This is a genomic window from Streptosporangium oxazolinicum (assembly GCF_039537505.1).
GTDB classification, from domain to species: Bacteria; Actinomycetota; Actinomycetes; order Streptosporangiales; family Streptosporangiaceae; genus Streptosporangium; species Streptosporangium oxazolinicum.
In genome coordinates this window covers 268,721-283,032 of the sequence record NZ_BAABAQ010000013.1, presented here as the reverse complement: position 1 = coordinate 283,032, position 14,312 = coordinate 268,721, and the positions used below count along the sequence as shown (strand labels likewise).

Here is a 14,312-nt window from a genome sequence, read left to right as displayed (position 1 = left end):
GTCAGCCGGGCGGCGGCCCCGTCTCCAGCAGCACCCGTACGGCGTCCGCGCGCATCCACCGCTGAGTGAAGCAAAGCAGCCGCCCGGAACCGGCGTCGTCGTTGAGGCTCTCCACGAGCCACGCCGGGTCGCCCGTGCGGCTGCCCAGCTCGGCGGCCACCTCCGGGTCGATCGGGGCCATGCTCGCCCGGGTCCAGGCCCGTCGCGGGAGCGCGCCGGTGCTGCCGCGAAGGATCACGTCCAGCGAGTCGAACGAGCGAAGCGCCTGCGCCAGCTCCGGCACCACCGACACCGGTACCCACTCGGTTCCGTACGCGGCGGGCACGTCATCGGTGAACGACCGCCGGTGCAGCCGGTGACAGGGCACGCCCTCGGGCATCTTGAGCAGGGCGGCCACCTCGGCGGGCATCGGCACGACCGAACACGAGCGCACGACGGTACGCGGCACCGCCCCCGACGCCCGCACCATGCGGCTCCACGAGGGCGCCTCGGCGGGGGAGATGCGGTAGTCGATGCGGCGCGAGGTGAAGGTGCCCAGCCCCTGCACGCGGCGCACCAGCATGCGGCGCTCCAGCTCCTGCAGGGCGGCGCGGGCCGCCGCGCGGCCCACGCCGAACCGGGCGGCGATCTCGTATTCCCCCTCGATCCGGGTGCCTGCGGGCAGCCCCGCGATCTCGCCGACGAGCTGCTCGGCGATGTCCCGGTATCTCGTCACGGCCACGGTCCCGATGATGGACCACGGCCCCGACCCAGCGAAAGGGCACCGACATGACCTTCACGTTGCGCGCCCGCCGCGTCCTCACCGGTGAGGCGGAGCTGTCACCCGGCCACGTGCGCGTCGAGGACGGCGTCATCACCTCGGTGACGGCCGAGCCGCCGGGCGGCCCCGTCACCGATCTGGGCGACCACGACCTGCTGCCCGGCCTCGTCGACCTCCACTCCGACTGCTGGTACCAGCGCGCCCGGCCGCGCCCGTCGGCGCGCTTCCCGCTCGGCCAGGCCCTTGTCATGCTCGACACCGAGGTCGTGTCGTGGGGGATCACCACCCACTTCACCTGCCTCGCCCTCCAGGACGACACCACGGCGGGCCGCACCCTGGACGAGGCCGCCGAGGCCGCCGCGATCGTCGCCGCCGCCGGGGGACTGCGCGCCGACCACCGCACCCACCTGCGCGTCGAGGCCACGATGCGCCGCCTGGACGTCGTCGCCGAACTGGCCGCGCTACCGCGCGCCGGGATGTTGTCGTACATGGACCACACTCCCGGCCAGGGCCAGTTCCGGCGCGAGGCCGACTGGCGCGCCTACTACGCCGGCACCGGTGAACCCGATCTCGACGCTCTGCTGGCCGGACGCCGCGCGCGCCAGCCGCACACCGACGCCACCAGAAAGGACCTGGCCGCCCTGGCCGTGGCGTACGGCCTCGCCCTCGCCTCCCACGACGACGACACCCCCGGCCGCGCCGCGCAGGCGCACGCCCTGGGCGCCGTGATCGCCGAGTTTCCCGTCACCGCCGGGGCCGCGCACCGCGCCCACGAGCTCGGCCTGACCGTGGTGATGGGCGCGCCCAACGCGATGCGCGGCGGCAGCCACGTCGCGGGCAACCTGTCCGCGCGCGACACCCTGGCGGCCGGGCACCTGGGCGCGCTCACCTCCGACTACCACCCGCCCAGCCTGCTCGGCGCGATCTACTGCCTCGCCGACGCCGGGCTGTGCGACCTGGCCACCTCCGTCGGCCTGGCCACCGCGGGCCCGGCCCGCGCCGCCGGGCTGACCGACCGGGGCGTGCTGCGGCCCGGAGCGCGCGCCGACCTCGTCGCCGTCACGCGAAAGGCCGGCCTCCCCGTCGCCACCCAGACGTGGATCGCGGGAGAACCGGCCTTCGGCTTCTGACAGCCCCGCCGACGGCGTCGTCCCACCCGCCCGCCGGCCCGCACCCCTTCGCAGACATCGAACTCCCCGACGCGGCTGAGTATCCCTTCTGATCCGGCTGTCGAGACGGCTTTGAAAGAGAGATCGCGAGCAGGTTGGTCAGCCGCCGCGACGGCCGTTGCTCGATACGCCGATCGAGGATGTGGGTACGGCCGGGTCGGCCAGGGGCAGCTGGACGACGAAGCAGGCGCCGCCCAGCGTGGAGTCCTCGACGTGGATCGTGCCAGCGTGGGCTGTGGCTATGTCGTGGGCGATCGTCAAGCCCAGGCCGGTGCCGCCGAGATCGCGTGAGCGGGCCTCGTCCAGCCGGATGAACCGGTCGAAGACGCGCTGCCTGTCGGCTTCGGGGATGCCTCGTCCGTCGTCGGCGACGGTCAGGACGGCGTGACGGGAATCGTGGGTGAGTTCGACCTCCACGAGGTGTTCGGCGTGGCGCTGGGCGTTGTCGAGCAACTCGGCGAGCATTCGGCTGATCTTCTCTGGAGCGGCCTCCACCAGGATTCCGGGCCGGCACCGCAGGCTGATCTTGTGTTTGTCCTTCCGCCGGTAGACCTGCCCCTGAATGATCTTGGCCAGGTCGACCGTCTTGTATTCGCCGATGCTCGTGCTCGCCTCCAGCTCTGCGAGAACGAACAGGTCGGTCACGATCGCCTGCAACCGGTCGACGTTGCTCAACGCGTGCGAGAGGAGGTTCTCCAGGTCGGTGTCCTTGGGGTGGCGCGCGGCCTCTTCGAGAGAGACGCGCAGGCCCGCGATGGGAGTACGCAGCTCGTGGGAGGCGTCGGCGGCGAACCGGCGCTGCCGGCGGATCTCCCGGCTCAGCCGGCACCGCATACCGGTTATGGTGTCTTCAAGTTTGTCCAGCTCTCTGACGCATTCTCGTAGATCCGTCATGTCCTTGTTTCTCCCGCTCTTGACCTGTTGCGGGTGATCGAAATCTTGCGTTCGAGTCCGCATCGGCATGGCGTCCAGGACCCGGCGACGCTCGGCCGACGTCTTGCCCATCTGGATGATCGCTCCGGCTCGGAGATCTCTCTGCGGAGAGCGTAAAACCTCTGCCATCCGGTAATTCGACTCCACCGTGTCTCACGGTTGCCGTCGACCGGCCATATCTCACATAGACGGAGTAAGGACGGTGCCGGCGGGTTCGTCCGCCACGTACAGGGCCGAGATCTGCTCCTGGGGAATCTCACCGGCCGGGCCGGAGAAGACGGTCCGGCCGTCGCGCAGCCCGACGATCCGGTCGGCGTGGTGGCGGGCCAGTTCCGGCTGGTGCAGCACCGCCGCCACGGCGGTGGACTCGCTGCGGAGTGTTGATCTCGGCCGCGTCGACCTTGCCGTACGTCAGCGCGAGCAGCGCCTGTGAGGGGTTCCTTGTCGAGGTGAAGAGGGTGAGGTCAGGTGAGGGAGTCGAGGACGGCGGCGGCCAGCCCGTGGGCCGTCGTCATCCCGATGCCGGAGGTGACGGAGACGACGCGGACGCCGTCGGCCACCTCCCGGTCGAGGAAGTCGGTGCCGGCCGAGGCGTACACGCCCCGCCAGCGCTTGCGTACGTGCAGTTCGGGGACGCCGAGCAGCCGGGCCCCCTCGCGCAGGACGAGCTCGGCGAGCCTCTCGTCGTCGAACGGCTCGTGGGTCGGCGCGTAGTGGTGGGTGTCGCCGAGGACGAGGTCGCCGTCGGGGCGCTGGGTGAACATCAGGTTGACAGCGGCGTCGATGAGTTCCGGCGCCTCCTGCCCGATCCGGTCGCGGACGGGTTCGGCCGCCGGGAGGGAGGCGAACCCGGCGTAGCGCAGCAGGGAGAGCCCGGTCAGCACGCCCGGTCCCACCCGCACGCCACCGGGCGCGGCGACCTGCAGCATCTGCAGACGGCACCGGGTCAGTCCGGCGTCGTCGGCGACCTCCGGCAGGAGCCGGTCGACGTCGTGCCCGACCGCGATGACGGTCCGGGCGGCGCGCACATCACCCCGGGCGGTACGGGCCAGGCCGGGCTCGACCGACAGCACGTTGGTCCGCCACAGGATCGGCACACCCCGCGCGGCCAGCCAGGCGGCCAGGGCCGGGATCGCCTCCCTCGGGTCGACCCGCAGGTCGAGCGGCAGGTAGGCGCCGCCCACGATCTCGGGATCGTGCGCGGGCAGGTGCGCGGCCACACCCGAGCGGTCCAGCAGCACCGCCTGCTCGGCCCCGCGAGCGGCGGCGAACTCCGCCAGGACGGCCATCTCGTCAGGCCTGCGGGCGACCACCGTGGTCCCGCATTCCAGCGCGGTGAACCCGGCCTCCCCGGCGAGCCACAGCCAGCGTTCCCGGGCCGCGAGGGCGTAGGTGAGCGCGAGCCCGTCCTGTGCGGTCGTGCAGATGTGCCCGAAGTTGCGCACCGAGGCGCCCACCGCGAACGCGTCGCGTTCCACGACGACGACCGACAGGCCGCGCAGGACCGCTTCGACGGCGTGGGCGAGGCCGACGACGCCCGCGCCGACCACGAGGAGGTCGACCGGGGAAACAGGGAGCGCTGTCGGCTCCGGGAGGCGGGTCACGACGAGAAGGCTCTCCCCGGAGAGCGCCGCCCGTCAATCGAGCGGAGGAGCTTGTATAGACAAATTAAGACACTGTTCACCTGGAAATATATGGAAATCTCGACCGATTGACACTCGCCGCACTGGCACTTGTATGGTCAGCTCATGTCGCCGGAATCCATGCACGCCAAGATCGCCGGGACCCTGCGCGACCGGATCGTCGCGGGCACCCTGTCCGTCGGCGGGCCGCTGCCGTCCGAGGCTCAGCTCGTCGAGGAGTTCAACACCTCCCGGGGGACGGTCCGGCAGGCGCTGGCGGCGCTGCGCAACGAGGGCCTCATCGAGGGCCGCCAGGGCCAGTCGCCGGTGGTCCGGTGCGCGCCGATGGGCCAGCCGTTCGAGACCTTCCTGTCATTCACCGCGTGGGCCGAGCAACTGGGCCACCGTCCCGGCCAGCGCACCTTGGAGATCGCCCGCCGCGGGGCCTCCGAGGCGACGGCCGCCGCACTCGGCCTGGACCCGGGTGACCACGTCGTGGACGTGCTGCGCCTGCGCCTGATCGACGACCGGCCCGTCATGCTGGAGCGCAGCTCGTTCGTTCTCGACCTCGGCATGCTGCTGTTCCAGTTCGACCTCGACGCCGGATCCATCTACACCGGCCTGACCGCCCGGGGCGCGGATCTCGCGACGGCCACCCACACGATCGACGCCATCTCGGCGCCCGCCGCCGACGCCGTCCTGCTGGAGATCGAGGCGGGCGGCCCGCTGCTGCGCGAGCGCCGCACCGCCACGACCCGCGAAGGCCGTCCCGTGGAGTACGCCGACGACCGGTACCGCCCCGACCGCGTGACCTTCACCATCGCCAACGCCCGGACACAGCGACTCGCCGTCGTCCGTGACATGTTCGACCCCGGAGGAAACCCATGGCCGTGATAGCAGCGCCCCCCGTGCCCGGCGGAGCCGAAGAGAAGCGACCGCCCGTCTTCGAGCTCGCGGCGCTCGACATGGCCGGCACCACCGTGCAGGAAGGCGGCGCCGTCTACCGGGCGGTGGCCGAGGCCGTCGAAGCGCGCCTGGGACGGCCCGTCCCCGGCGACGTGCTGCACCGCTGGACCGGCACGAGCAAGGACGAGGCCATCGCGGGCCTGCTCACCGACCTCGACGGCTCGGCCCCCGCGGAGACGGTGGCCGAGGTCTACGCCGGTTTCGTCGAACGCCTGACCGCCGCCTACGCCGCGACGCCGCCGACGGCGATCCCCGGTGCCGCCGAGGCCATCGGCGAGCTGCGCGCGGCGGGCGTCAAGGTCGTCCTGCAGACCGGCTACTCCCGCGACATCGCCGAATCCATCCTCGACGCCCTGGGCTGGACCGTGGGGGAGACCGTCGACGGCCTCGTCGCCAACGACGACGTCCCGCTCAGCCGCCCCGCGCCCTACCTCGTCTTCCGCGCCATGGAACTCGTACGTGTCACCGAGGTCGGCCGGGTCCTCGTCGCCGGCGACACCCCGAACGACCTCGCCGCGGGCCGTAACGCGGGAGCGGGCTTCGTCGTCGGCGTCCTCACCGGCGCGGCCGGCGCGGCCGATCTGGGCGGCCACCGCCACACCCACCTGCTGGAATCCGTGGCCAGCCTCCCGTCGCTGCTGTAGGAACCCCGGCCGGAAGCAGAAGAGGAGCGGCGTGAGCCGCTCCTCTTCCTTTCCTACCCTGTTGGTTGTTCGATTGCTCCGCGAGACTGTCCCAGGTCAGAACAGGTATGGCGGCACCCGGTCCTCAGCGTCCCGGCGCCGAAGGCCGCATCGGCGCGGGCCGCCCGCTCTCCGTCTTACCCTCCGCCGAGGCCGCCGTCCGCGACGAGGCGGCCGTGTGGCACGCGCCACGGCCGTCGGCGCGTACGACGATCCGGCCCGCCTCCACGCGGACGGCGGCCTCGGTCGCGTCGCTGACGGCCAGGACACCGGCCGCCGCGGCGAGAGTGCCCGAGGGGTCGAGCACCACCTGCAGACGCGGCCACGCCGAGGGCGGGAAGGCCTGGCGCAGGCAGCCGCAGAGGTCGGCGACGGCCAGCCGCGCCAGTGGTGCCAGCTCGCCAGGGTCACCGGTGACCAGGACGGCGGTTATCGTGGCACCCGCCGGTGCGGCCCGTACCGCCTCCTCGGCGGCTTCGAGCCGGTGCAGCCCGAGGATCGCCACCACGCCGTCGCCGGTGAGCCGGGCGGGCTCGCCGCGCACAGCGTCCAGCGCCGGCGGCGGGGACCACGGCTCGTCGGCGGGTCGCGCCCGCGGGATCCAGGGCGTGGACGGCCACCTGTCGTCGAGGTCGAGGTCGGCGAGTCGCTCGCAGGCGCTGACGATGGTGAAGGGATCGGTGAAGCCGGGGGCGGCGGCGGCCATCTGGTTCGCGCCGTGCAGGGTGGTGAGCGCGGCCTCGGCCACGCGTACCAGGCGGCCGTCGGCCGTGGCGGGTGGGCGCAGGCGCTCCAGGGCGAGCCCGAGCAGGATCGCGTCGAGCTTCATCAGTTGCGCGAACGGCAGCCGGATCCGTTCGTCGGCGAGGATCTCGGGCATCAGGTCCATCCCGATCCTGGCCAGGCCGTAGCGCTCGTCGGTGGTCAGGGGGAGGCGGGCCAGCCAGGCGCGGGCGAGCGAGGCGAGCGCCTCGCGGGGGGTGAGGCTCGGCTCCGGATTTGGCGGCTCGGCGCGCTCGGCGAGGTCGGCCAGGACCGTGAGGTACAGGGCCCGCTTGCCGGGGAAGTTGGAGTAGACCGCGCCGCGGGTGAGCCCGGCGCGCTCGGCGATGGCGTCGATCTTGGCGTCGCGGAAACCGCGCTCGGCGAACTCCTCCACGGCCGCGGCCAGCACCTTGGCGCGGTTGTGTTCCTGCAACTGCGCTCTGCTGAGCCGGCCCATCGTCCTCCTCGTCGCGACGTTGCCGTCCATCGTGATCCAAGATACCGTGACCACTCAGATGATAAGAGCATCTGTTTAGAACATCTGAAATTCTGGAGGATTCATGACGGCTGTCGACCAGGACGTGAGCGGCGCTCCCGAGGTCCCCGAGATCCACCTCACCGACGCCGAGGTGCTGCGCGACCCCTTCGCCGCGTACGGGCGCGTCAGGGAGCTCTCGCCGCTGGCGCGGCTGGTGGCCCCCGGCTTCGGCCCGATGCTGGCTCTCACCCGGCACGAGGACGCCAGGGCGATGCTGAGCGATCCGCGGTTCGAGATCAACGCCGGCAGCTTCATGCGGCCCGACGTGCCCGAGGACTGCCTGCCCTACATGCGGACCATGAGCGAGATGAACGGGCCCGAGCACCTGCGGCTGCGCCGGCTGGTGGCGCCCGCCTTCAGCGCCCGCCGCGCCGCCGAGTTCCGGCCGAGGATCGAGCCGATCGTCGGCGCCCTGCTGGACGGCCTGCCCGACCGCGCCGAGCACGGCGTGGTGGACCTGCTGGGGCACTTCGCCCGGCCGCTGCCGATGGACGTCATCTGCGAGCTGGTCGGCATCCCCGGCGCCGACCGCCCGCGCTGGCGCGAGTACGGCGCCACCGTCGTGGGGAGCATGGGCAAGGAGTTCGCCGAGGCCATCCCGGCCATCATGGAGGGCGCCAAGGCGGCGGTCGCGCGCCGGCGCGCCGAACCCGGTGACGACCTGCTGTCGGACCTCATCCGCGCCCAGGCCGACGACGGCGACCGGCTCAGCGACACCGAGCTGGTCACCATGGTCTGGCACCTGGTCCTGGCGGGGCAGACGCCCACGAACCTCATCGCCAACGCCGTGGAGGTCCTGCTCACCCACCCCGGCCAGGCCGCCGCGCTGCGCGAGGACGCCGGGCTCATGCCACGCGCCGTCGAGGAGCTGACGCGCTGGGGCGGCCCGACGCTGCTGTCGATCCCCCGCTACGCGCGCGAGGACGTCGAGCTGCACGGCACGCTGGTCCGCAAGGGCGAGCCCGTCACCGCCGCGATCGCCGCCGCCAACCGCGACCCGCGCGCGTTCGCCGCCCCCGACCTGCTCGACCTGGGCCGGAGCACCGGGGCGGCCGGACACCTCGGCTTCGCCCACGGGCCGCACTTCTGCCTCGGCGCCTCGCTGGCCCGCGTACAGACCGAGGTCGCGCTCACGGAACTGCTGCGCCGCTTCCCGGCCCTGGCCATGGCCCCGGGGAACGCCGGGCGCGCCCCCGACCCGGGCACCTGGCGCCTGGCGTCACTGCTCGTGACCCTCTCCTGACCCCTCCCGGCCTCCCGCCCCGTACGACCGCTGAGGAGGCGTTTCCCCACGACACGCACCGGTGAATGTGGTGACCCGCTGAGGTGCGCGTTCCGCGGGAAGGGCCAGAAGCAGGTGATGAGGCTCATCGCGGGGCACGGTGGTACCTACATCTGTGACGAGCTCATCGCCAGGGAGTTCAGCGAGTCCTCCGGCCCTCGCGACTCCTCAGGGTCCGGCTTGCCCGTCCGCCAGGCGTGCCGCCCTGGCGTGGAGGTAGCGCCGCTGCGGGAGGCCGGTCGCGCGCCGGGCCGCCTCCCGGTAGCAGTCACGCGCCGCCACCTGGTCACCGGCCATCTCCAGCAGGTGCGCGCGGACCGCGTGCAGCCGGTGGTCACCGGCGATCCGCCCGTCGGCCGCGAGCGGATCGAGCAGGTCGAGCCCGGCATGCGGGCCGCGGGCCATCGCCACCGCGACGACGTGGTTCAGCGCCACCATCGGGTTGTCGGAGATCCGCATCAGCAGCTCGTACAACGCGATGATCTGCGGCCAGTCGGTCGCCTCGGCGCTCGGCGCCTCGTCGTGGACCGCGGCGATCGCCGCCTGGAGCTGGTACGGGCCGGCCGGCCCCCGGGGGAGCGCGTCGGTGATGAGCGCCACGCCCTCGGCGACGGCGGCGGCGTCCCACCGGCTCCGGTCCTGCTCGGCCATCGGGATCAGGGAGCCGTCCGGCCCGGTGCGCGCCGGGCGGCGCGCGTCGGTGAGCACCATCAGCGCGAGCAGTCCCGTCACCTCGCCGTCGCCGGGCAGCAGCCGGTGGAGCGTCCGGGTCAGCCGGATCGCCTCCGCCGACAGCTCGACACGCTGCAGGTCCGGCCCCGAGGTGCTGGCGTACCCCTCGTTGAAGATCAGGTAGAGCACGTGCAGCACCGCGCCGAGCCGTCCGTCGCGCTCGGGCGGCGAAGGGACGGCGAAGGGGACGCCGCTGTCCTTGACGCTGCGCTTGGCCCGGGTGATGCGCCGGGTCATGGTCGCCTCCGGCACGAGGAACGCCCGCGCGATCTCCGCGGTGGTCAGGCCGCCGACCGCCCGCAGGGTGAGGGCGATCTGCGAGGCCGGCGACAGCGAGGGGTGACAGCACATGAACAGCAGGACGAGCGTGTCGTCGGACTCGGCGGCGGGCGCCGACCACTGGCCGGGCGGCGTCCATCGGGCGACGGTGTCCTCGCGGCGCCGGCGCGCCTGCTCGGCGCGCAGCAGGTCGGTCAGCCTGCGCGCGGCGACCGTGATCAGCCAGCCCAGCGGGTTGTCCGGCAGGCCGTCCTTCGGCCACCGCGTGGCGGCGGCGAGGAGCGCCTCCTGCGTCGCGTCGTCAGCGGTGTCGAAGTGCCCGTAGCGTCGTACCACCGCGCCGAGGACCTGCGGCGCCAGCCGGCGCAGCAGGTCCTCGACCTCGGTCTCGGGCACGGCGGCGATCAGATCACCGGCTCGCCCCGGAACTCCTCCACCGGCCGTACGTCGGCGTAGGAGTTCGCGGCGATCTGCTCGGGGGCGGGGCACTTCGCCAGCCGGGCGGCGATCTCGGTCGCCCGGTCGAAGCTCTCACACTCCACGATCCAGTATCCGGCCAGGACCTCCTGGGTCTCGGCGTACGGCCCGTCCGTCACCACCGCGACACCGTCCTTGACCCCCACCCTGCGGGTGTGGACCGGAGCGGCCAGGCCCCGCGTCTCGACGAACTCGCCGGACCTCTCCAGGTCCTCGCCGAACGCCCGCATGAACTCGTGCATCGGCGCGAAGTCCTGCGGGGACAGCTCCGGGTGGTCCGCGGCGTCGCCCGACATGGCGTCGTAGTCCCGCTGCGAGCCGTACATCAGGATCATGTACTTCACGGTTCTCTCTCCTTCTCCGCCGGCGCCGCCGTGGCGCCCGGCACCGGAGACGTCGGGGCCGACGGCCCGTACCGGACATCCGCCCGCGAGCGGATCGGAGAAAACGTCATCCGCTCGCGCCGGTGCCCCAGGCTATTCAATGTTCCCTGCCCGGATGCCCGCGGCCGGTCTCAGCCACGGTCGAGCCGGATGGCGATGTCGCGCACCTGCCGGTTGGCGGGGAAGAGGCCGTAGTCGTAGTTGACGGCGCCGGTGAGCAGGTTGATGCCGTAGAACCCGTAGCGCCCGCCGACCCTCAGCGCGGCGAAGGCGCTGTTGGAGACGGTGACGCCGTTGCGCAGCGAGCTGTGGATGTCGAAGCCCGCCGCGCCGGTCGCGGCCACCCGTAGGTTGCCGGTCGCCGCCAGCGTGCCCGCGTTGGCGGGGGACTGCAAGAGCACCCGGCCGGCCGTGGTGTCCACGTCGAAGAGCGTCGTGGCGGTGGCCGGGCTGAGGTCGTTGTTGGTGTACCCGGCGCCCGAGACGCCGGTCGCGACCGCTTCCGCGACGGCCGGGGCCGGGGTCGGGGACGGGCCGGTCAGCAGGCCGGTCAGCGAGCCGGCCTGTGAAGCGCTCGACGGATCGGTCTGCGGACCGGCCGATGCAGTGACCGGTGGAGCGGCCTGTGAGCGGGCCTGCGGGCCGGTCAGCGGCCCGTCGGCCACGGTCCGTCCCGCGGCCGGGGTGCCCGCCGGGTCGTCGAGGTTGTGGCGCAAATTCTGCCCGGTGTCGCTGATCACGCGCAGCCGGTCCGCGGCGGGGTTGAAGTCGACGCCGAAGTCGGTCCCGCTCAGCGGCACGGTCAGCTGCGAGACCTTGACCGCCCTGGCCGGCCCGCCGAGCGTGTAGACACCGCCCCGGTTCCCGACGCCGTACAGCTTGCCGTCGCGCACGCGGTAGTCGATGCCGACGAGCGCGGTGTCGCCGGCGAGCCCGCGGACCCTGCCGAGGTCGCGGGTGCGGCCGGGGGAGCGGATCTCGAAACCCACCAGGCGCTGGTCGCCGGTGAGCCCGATGACGTCGATGCCGGGCCTGCGCCCGGCCATCGCGGGCGCGCTGCCCGCCACCGCGCCCGCCACCGTGCTCAGCGCCGCCACGGCGGCGATGAGTGTCCTTCGCATGTGCCTCTCCTTCGCGGTCGGATGCCACGGCCCCCGCCTCCTCGACGACGGGGCCGTCACAGATCGCAGAGACTTCATCACACACCGCGACGACATGGCCCGTGAAAGGGCGGCGCGTCACCGGCGTGTCTGGGATCGGCCGGCGATCCGCCCCGCCCGCACCCGGACGGAGCCCGGCGAAACCCGCGAAACCCCGCCCCCGCGTTCCCCGGGTCCACCGGCCGCGGCGGGAACCACCACGGTCCCGCGATACCCTCCCAAAGACGACGGAAGACGAGGGAAACACGCGCCTTCGGAGCTTCGGCGGCTGTCCTACACTTGCGCGAGCGGGTCCAGCGCGAAGGAGGTGGCGTGCAGCCGGAGCAACAACGCGGGGTTTCTGGCGTCTCGATCTCGGCCGTTCTCGAACGTATAACGTACGCGAACGAGGAGACGGGCTACACCATCGCCCGGGTGGCCACCGACCGTTCCGGCGCCGACCTGCTGACCGTGGTCGGGCCGCTGCTGGGTGCCCAGCCCGGCGAGTCGCTGCGGCTGACCGGGCGCTGGGCCTCCCACCCCAAGTACGGCAAGCAGTTCGAGGTGTGGTCCTACGCCACCGTGCTGCCCGCCACCATCCAGGGCATCCGCCGCTATCTGGGCTCCGGGCTGATCAAGGGCATCGGGCCGAAGATGGCCGAGCGGATCGTCGACCACTTCGGCGTCGACACCCTGGAGGTCATCGAGACCACCCCCGAGCGGCTGGTGGAGGTCCCCGGCCTCGGTCCCAAGCGGACCAAGATGATCGGCGTCGCCTGGGAGGAACAGAAGATCATCAAAGAGGTGATGATCTTCCTGCAGGGGGTCGGCGTGTCCACCTCGATCGCGGTCCGCATCTTCAAGCAGTACGGCGACAAGTCCATCACGGTCGTCAAGAGCGAGCCGTACCGGCTGGCCGACGACGTGTGGGGCATCGGCTTCAAGACCGCCGACACCATCGCCCAGGCCGTGGGCATCCCGCACGACAGCCCCGAGCGCGTCAAGGCGGGCCTGCGCTACACCCTGTCGCAGGCCGCCGACGACGGCCACTGCTACCTGCCGGCCCCCAACCTCGTCGGCGACGCGGTGAAGATCCTGGAGGTTCCCGCCGAGCTGACCGCGCGGTGCCTGGAGGAGCTGGTCGCCGAGGAGGGCGTGGTCCGCGAGGAGGTCCCCGTCGGCGACGGCAGCGTCCCGGCGGTCTACCTGGTGCCCTTCCACCGCGCCGAGCTGTCGCTGGCCGGGGCGTTGCGCTCCCTGCTGGCCTGCGAGCACGACCGGCTGGGCGCCTTCGCCTCCGTCGACTGGGACGCGGCGCTGAAATGGCTGCGCACCAGGACCGGCGCCGAGCTCGCCGAGGAGCAGGCCCACTCGGTGCGGCTGGCGCTGACGGAGAAGGTCGCGGTGCTGACCGGCGGCCCCGGCTGCGGAAAGAGCTTCACCGTGCGCTCCATCGTCACCCTGGCCCGCGCCAAGAAGGCCAAGGTGATCCTGGCCGCGCCCACCGGCAGGGCGGCCAAGCGCCTGGCGGAGCTGACCGGCCACGAGGCCACCACCGTGCACCGGCTGCTGCAGCTGCGTCCCGGCGGGGACGCCACCTTCGACCGCGACAACCCCCTGGACGCCGACCTGGTCGTGGTCGACGAGGCCTCGATGCTGGACCTGCTGCTGGCCAACAAGCTGGTCAAGGCGATCGCCCCGGGCACGCACCTGCTCTTCGTCGGAGACGTCGACCAGCTGCCCTCGGTCGGCGCGGGCGAGGTGCTGCGGGACCTGCTGGCCGCCGAGGAGGAGATCCCCCGGGTGCGGCTGACCCACATCTTCCGCCAGGCGCAGGAGTCGGGGGTGGTCGTCAACGCCCACCGGGTCAACACCGGCCTGCACCCGGCGCTGGAGGGCATGACCGACTTCTTCCTGTTTCCCTGCGAGGAGCCCGAGGAGATCGCGGCACTCACCGTGGACGTGGTCGCCAACCGCATCCCGCGCAAGTTCGGTCTCGACCCGCGCCGCGACATACAGGTCCTGTCGCCGATGCACCGGGGTCCGGCGGGGGCCGGCAACCTCAACAACGCGCTGCAGGAGGCGCTGACCCCCTCCCGGGAGGGCATGCCCGAGCGCCGCTACGGCGGGCGGATCTTCCGGGTCGGCGACAAGGTCACCCAGCTGCGCAACAACTACGAGAAGGGCGCGGCGGGGGTGTTCAACGGCACCGTGGGCATGGTGGTCGACATCAGGCCCGACGACCACAAGCTGACCGTGCTGACCGACGAGGACGAGAACGTCGAGTACGCCTTCGACGAGCTGGACGAGCTGGCCCACGCCTACGCGGTGTCGATCCACCGTTCCCAGGGCAGCGAGTATCCGGCGGTGGTCATCCCGCTGTCCACCAGCGCGTGGATGATGCTGCAGCGCAACCTGCTCTACACCGCGATCACCCGGGCCAAGAAGCTCGTCGTCATCGTCGGCTCGCGCCGCGCGCTGGCCCAGGCGGTACGCACCCGGGGGGCCGGGCGCCGCCACACCAGCCTCACCCACCGCCTGCGCGACCGCTGAGAACCCCCCGCGACTCCGATCGGCGCCCGCC

Annotated in this window: 13 protein-coding genes and 1 pseudogene; 6 read left to right on the top strand and 8 right to left on the bottom strand. The window is 72.5% G+C overall.

The genetic code is table 11. From position 1 onward, the window contains the following. Position 1: 1 nt before the first annotated feature. The gene (locus ABD817_RS30860; RefSeq protein ID WP_344921762.1) at positions 2 to 721 is read right to left on the bottom strand and encodes a GntR family transcriptional regulator; all 720 of its coding nucleotides are present in this window, start codon (positions 719 to 721) and stop codon (positions 2 to 4) included. A 47-nt stretch (positions 722 to 768) separates the two neighbouring features. Between ABD817_RS30860 and ABD817_RS30855 the strand changes: the two genes are divergently transcribed. Continuing rightward, the gene (locus ABD817_RS30855; RefSeq protein WP_344921761.1) at positions 769 to 1,890 is read left to right on the top strand and encodes an alpha-D-ribose 1-methylphosphonate 5-triphosphate diphosphatase; all 1,122 of its coding nucleotides are present in this window, start codon (positions 769 to 771) and stop codon (positions 1,888 to 1,890) included. 138 nt (positions 1,891 to 2,028) lie between these two features. On the opposite strand, the gene ABD817_RS30850 is transcribed toward ABD817_RS30855, so the two are convergent. The 3 genes from ABD817_RS30850 to ABD817_RS30840 all read right to left on the bottom strand — a co-directional run bounded on the left by ABD817_RS30850 (position 2,029) and on the right by ABD817_RS30840 (position 4,466). After that, positions 2,029 to 2,763, bottom strand: a complete 735-nt coding sequence (locus ABD817_RS30850) for a sensor histidine kinase (RefSeq protein WP_344921760.1) — start codon at positions 2,761 to 2,763, stop codon at positions 2,029 to 2,031. A 279-nt stretch (positions 2,764 to 3,042) separates the two neighbouring features. Further along, complete coding sequence (locus ABD817_RS30845) at positions 3,043 to 3,219, bottom strand: hypothetical protein (protein ID WP_344921759.1); 177 nt, start codon at positions 3,217 to 3,219, stop codon at positions 3,043 to 3,045. 107 nt (positions 3,220 to 3,326) lie between these two features. Next, a complete protein-coding gene (locus tag ABD817_RS30840; protein WP_344921758.1) occupies positions 3,327 to 4,466 on the bottom strand; it encodes a TIGR03364 family FAD-dependent oxidoreductase in 1,140 nt (379 codons plus the stop codon). 144 nt (positions 4,467 to 4,610) lie between these two features. On the opposite strand from ABD817_RS30840, the gene ABD817_RS30835 reads away from it, so the two are divergent. Both ABD817_RS30835 and ABD817_RS30830 read left to right on the top strand, forming a co-directional pair. Beyond that, the gene (locus ABD817_RS30835) at positions 4,611 to 5,378 is read left to right on the top strand and encodes a GntR family transcriptional regulator (RefSeq protein WP_344921757.1); all 768 of its coding nucleotides are present in this window, start codon (positions 4,611 to 4,613) and stop codon (positions 5,376 to 5,378) included. Further along, positions 5,369 to 6,094 (top strand): phosphonatase-like hydrolase, encoded by a 726-nt coding sequence (locus tag ABD817_RS30830; protein ID WP_344921756.1) that lies wholly within the window; start codon positions 5,369 to 5,371, stop codon positions 6,092 to 6,094. Before ABD817_RS30835 ends, ABD817_RS30830 begins: the two co-directional genes overlap by 10 nt. 124 nt (positions 6,095 to 6,218) lie before the next feature. Here ABD817_RS30830 and ABD817_RS30825 read toward each other — a convergent pair whose 3' ends face one another. Next, positions 6,219 to 7,355: a TetR/AcrR family transcriptional regulator gene (locus ABD817_RS30825; protein ID WP_344921837.1), complete on the bottom strand. Its 1,137-nt coding sequence runs from the start codon at positions 7,353 to 7,355 to the stop codon at positions 6,219 to 6,221. A gap of 103 nt (positions 7,356 to 7,458) precedes the next feature. Here ABD817_RS30825 and ABD817_RS30820 point away from each other — a divergent pair, with 103 nt between their 5' ends. Further along, positions 7,459 to 8,679 (top strand): cytochrome P450 family protein, encoded by a 1,221-nt coding sequence (locus tag ABD817_RS30820; RefSeq protein WP_344921755.1) that lies wholly within the window; start codon positions 7,459 to 7,461, stop codon positions 8,677 to 8,679. A 30-nt stretch (positions 8,680 to 8,709) separates the two neighbouring features. Further along, a pseudogene (locus ABD817_RS30815) lies at positions 8,710 to 8,829 on the top strand (hypothetical protein); the annotation flags it as partial. A 57-nt stretch (positions 8,830 to 8,886) separates the two neighbouring features. Here ABD817_RS30815 and ABD817_RS30810 read toward each other — a convergent pair. The 3 genes from ABD817_RS30810 to ABD817_RS30800 form a co-directional block, all read right to left on the bottom strand. Next, positions 8,887 to 10,125: an RNA polymerase sigma factor gene (locus tag ABD817_RS30810; RefSeq protein ID WP_344921754.1), complete on the bottom strand. Its 1,239-nt coding sequence runs from the start codon at positions 10,123 to 10,125 to the stop codon at positions 8,887 to 8,889. Between the two features lie 8 nt (positions 10,126 to 10,133). Further along, entirely contained in the window at positions 10,134 to 10,541 is a 408-nt protein-coding gene (locus ABD817_RS30805; RefSeq protein WP_344921836.1) for a YciI family protein, read from the bottom strand. 179 nt (positions 10,542 to 10,720) lie between these two features. Then, entirely contained in the window at positions 10,721 to 11,710 is a 990-nt protein-coding gene (locus ABD817_RS30800) for a DUF4394 domain-containing protein (RefSeq protein ID WP_344921753.1), read from the bottom strand. A gap of 351 nt (positions 11,711 to 12,061) precedes the next feature. Here ABD817_RS30800 and recD2 point away from each other — a divergent pair, with 351 nt between their 5' ends. After that, entirely contained in the window at positions 12,062 to 14,281 is a 2,220-nt protein-coding gene (recD2, locus tag ABD817_RS30795; RefSeq protein WP_344921752.1) for an SF1B family DNA helicase RecD2, read from the top strand. The last annotated feature ends 31 nt before the right edge of the window (positions 14,282 to 14,312 follow it).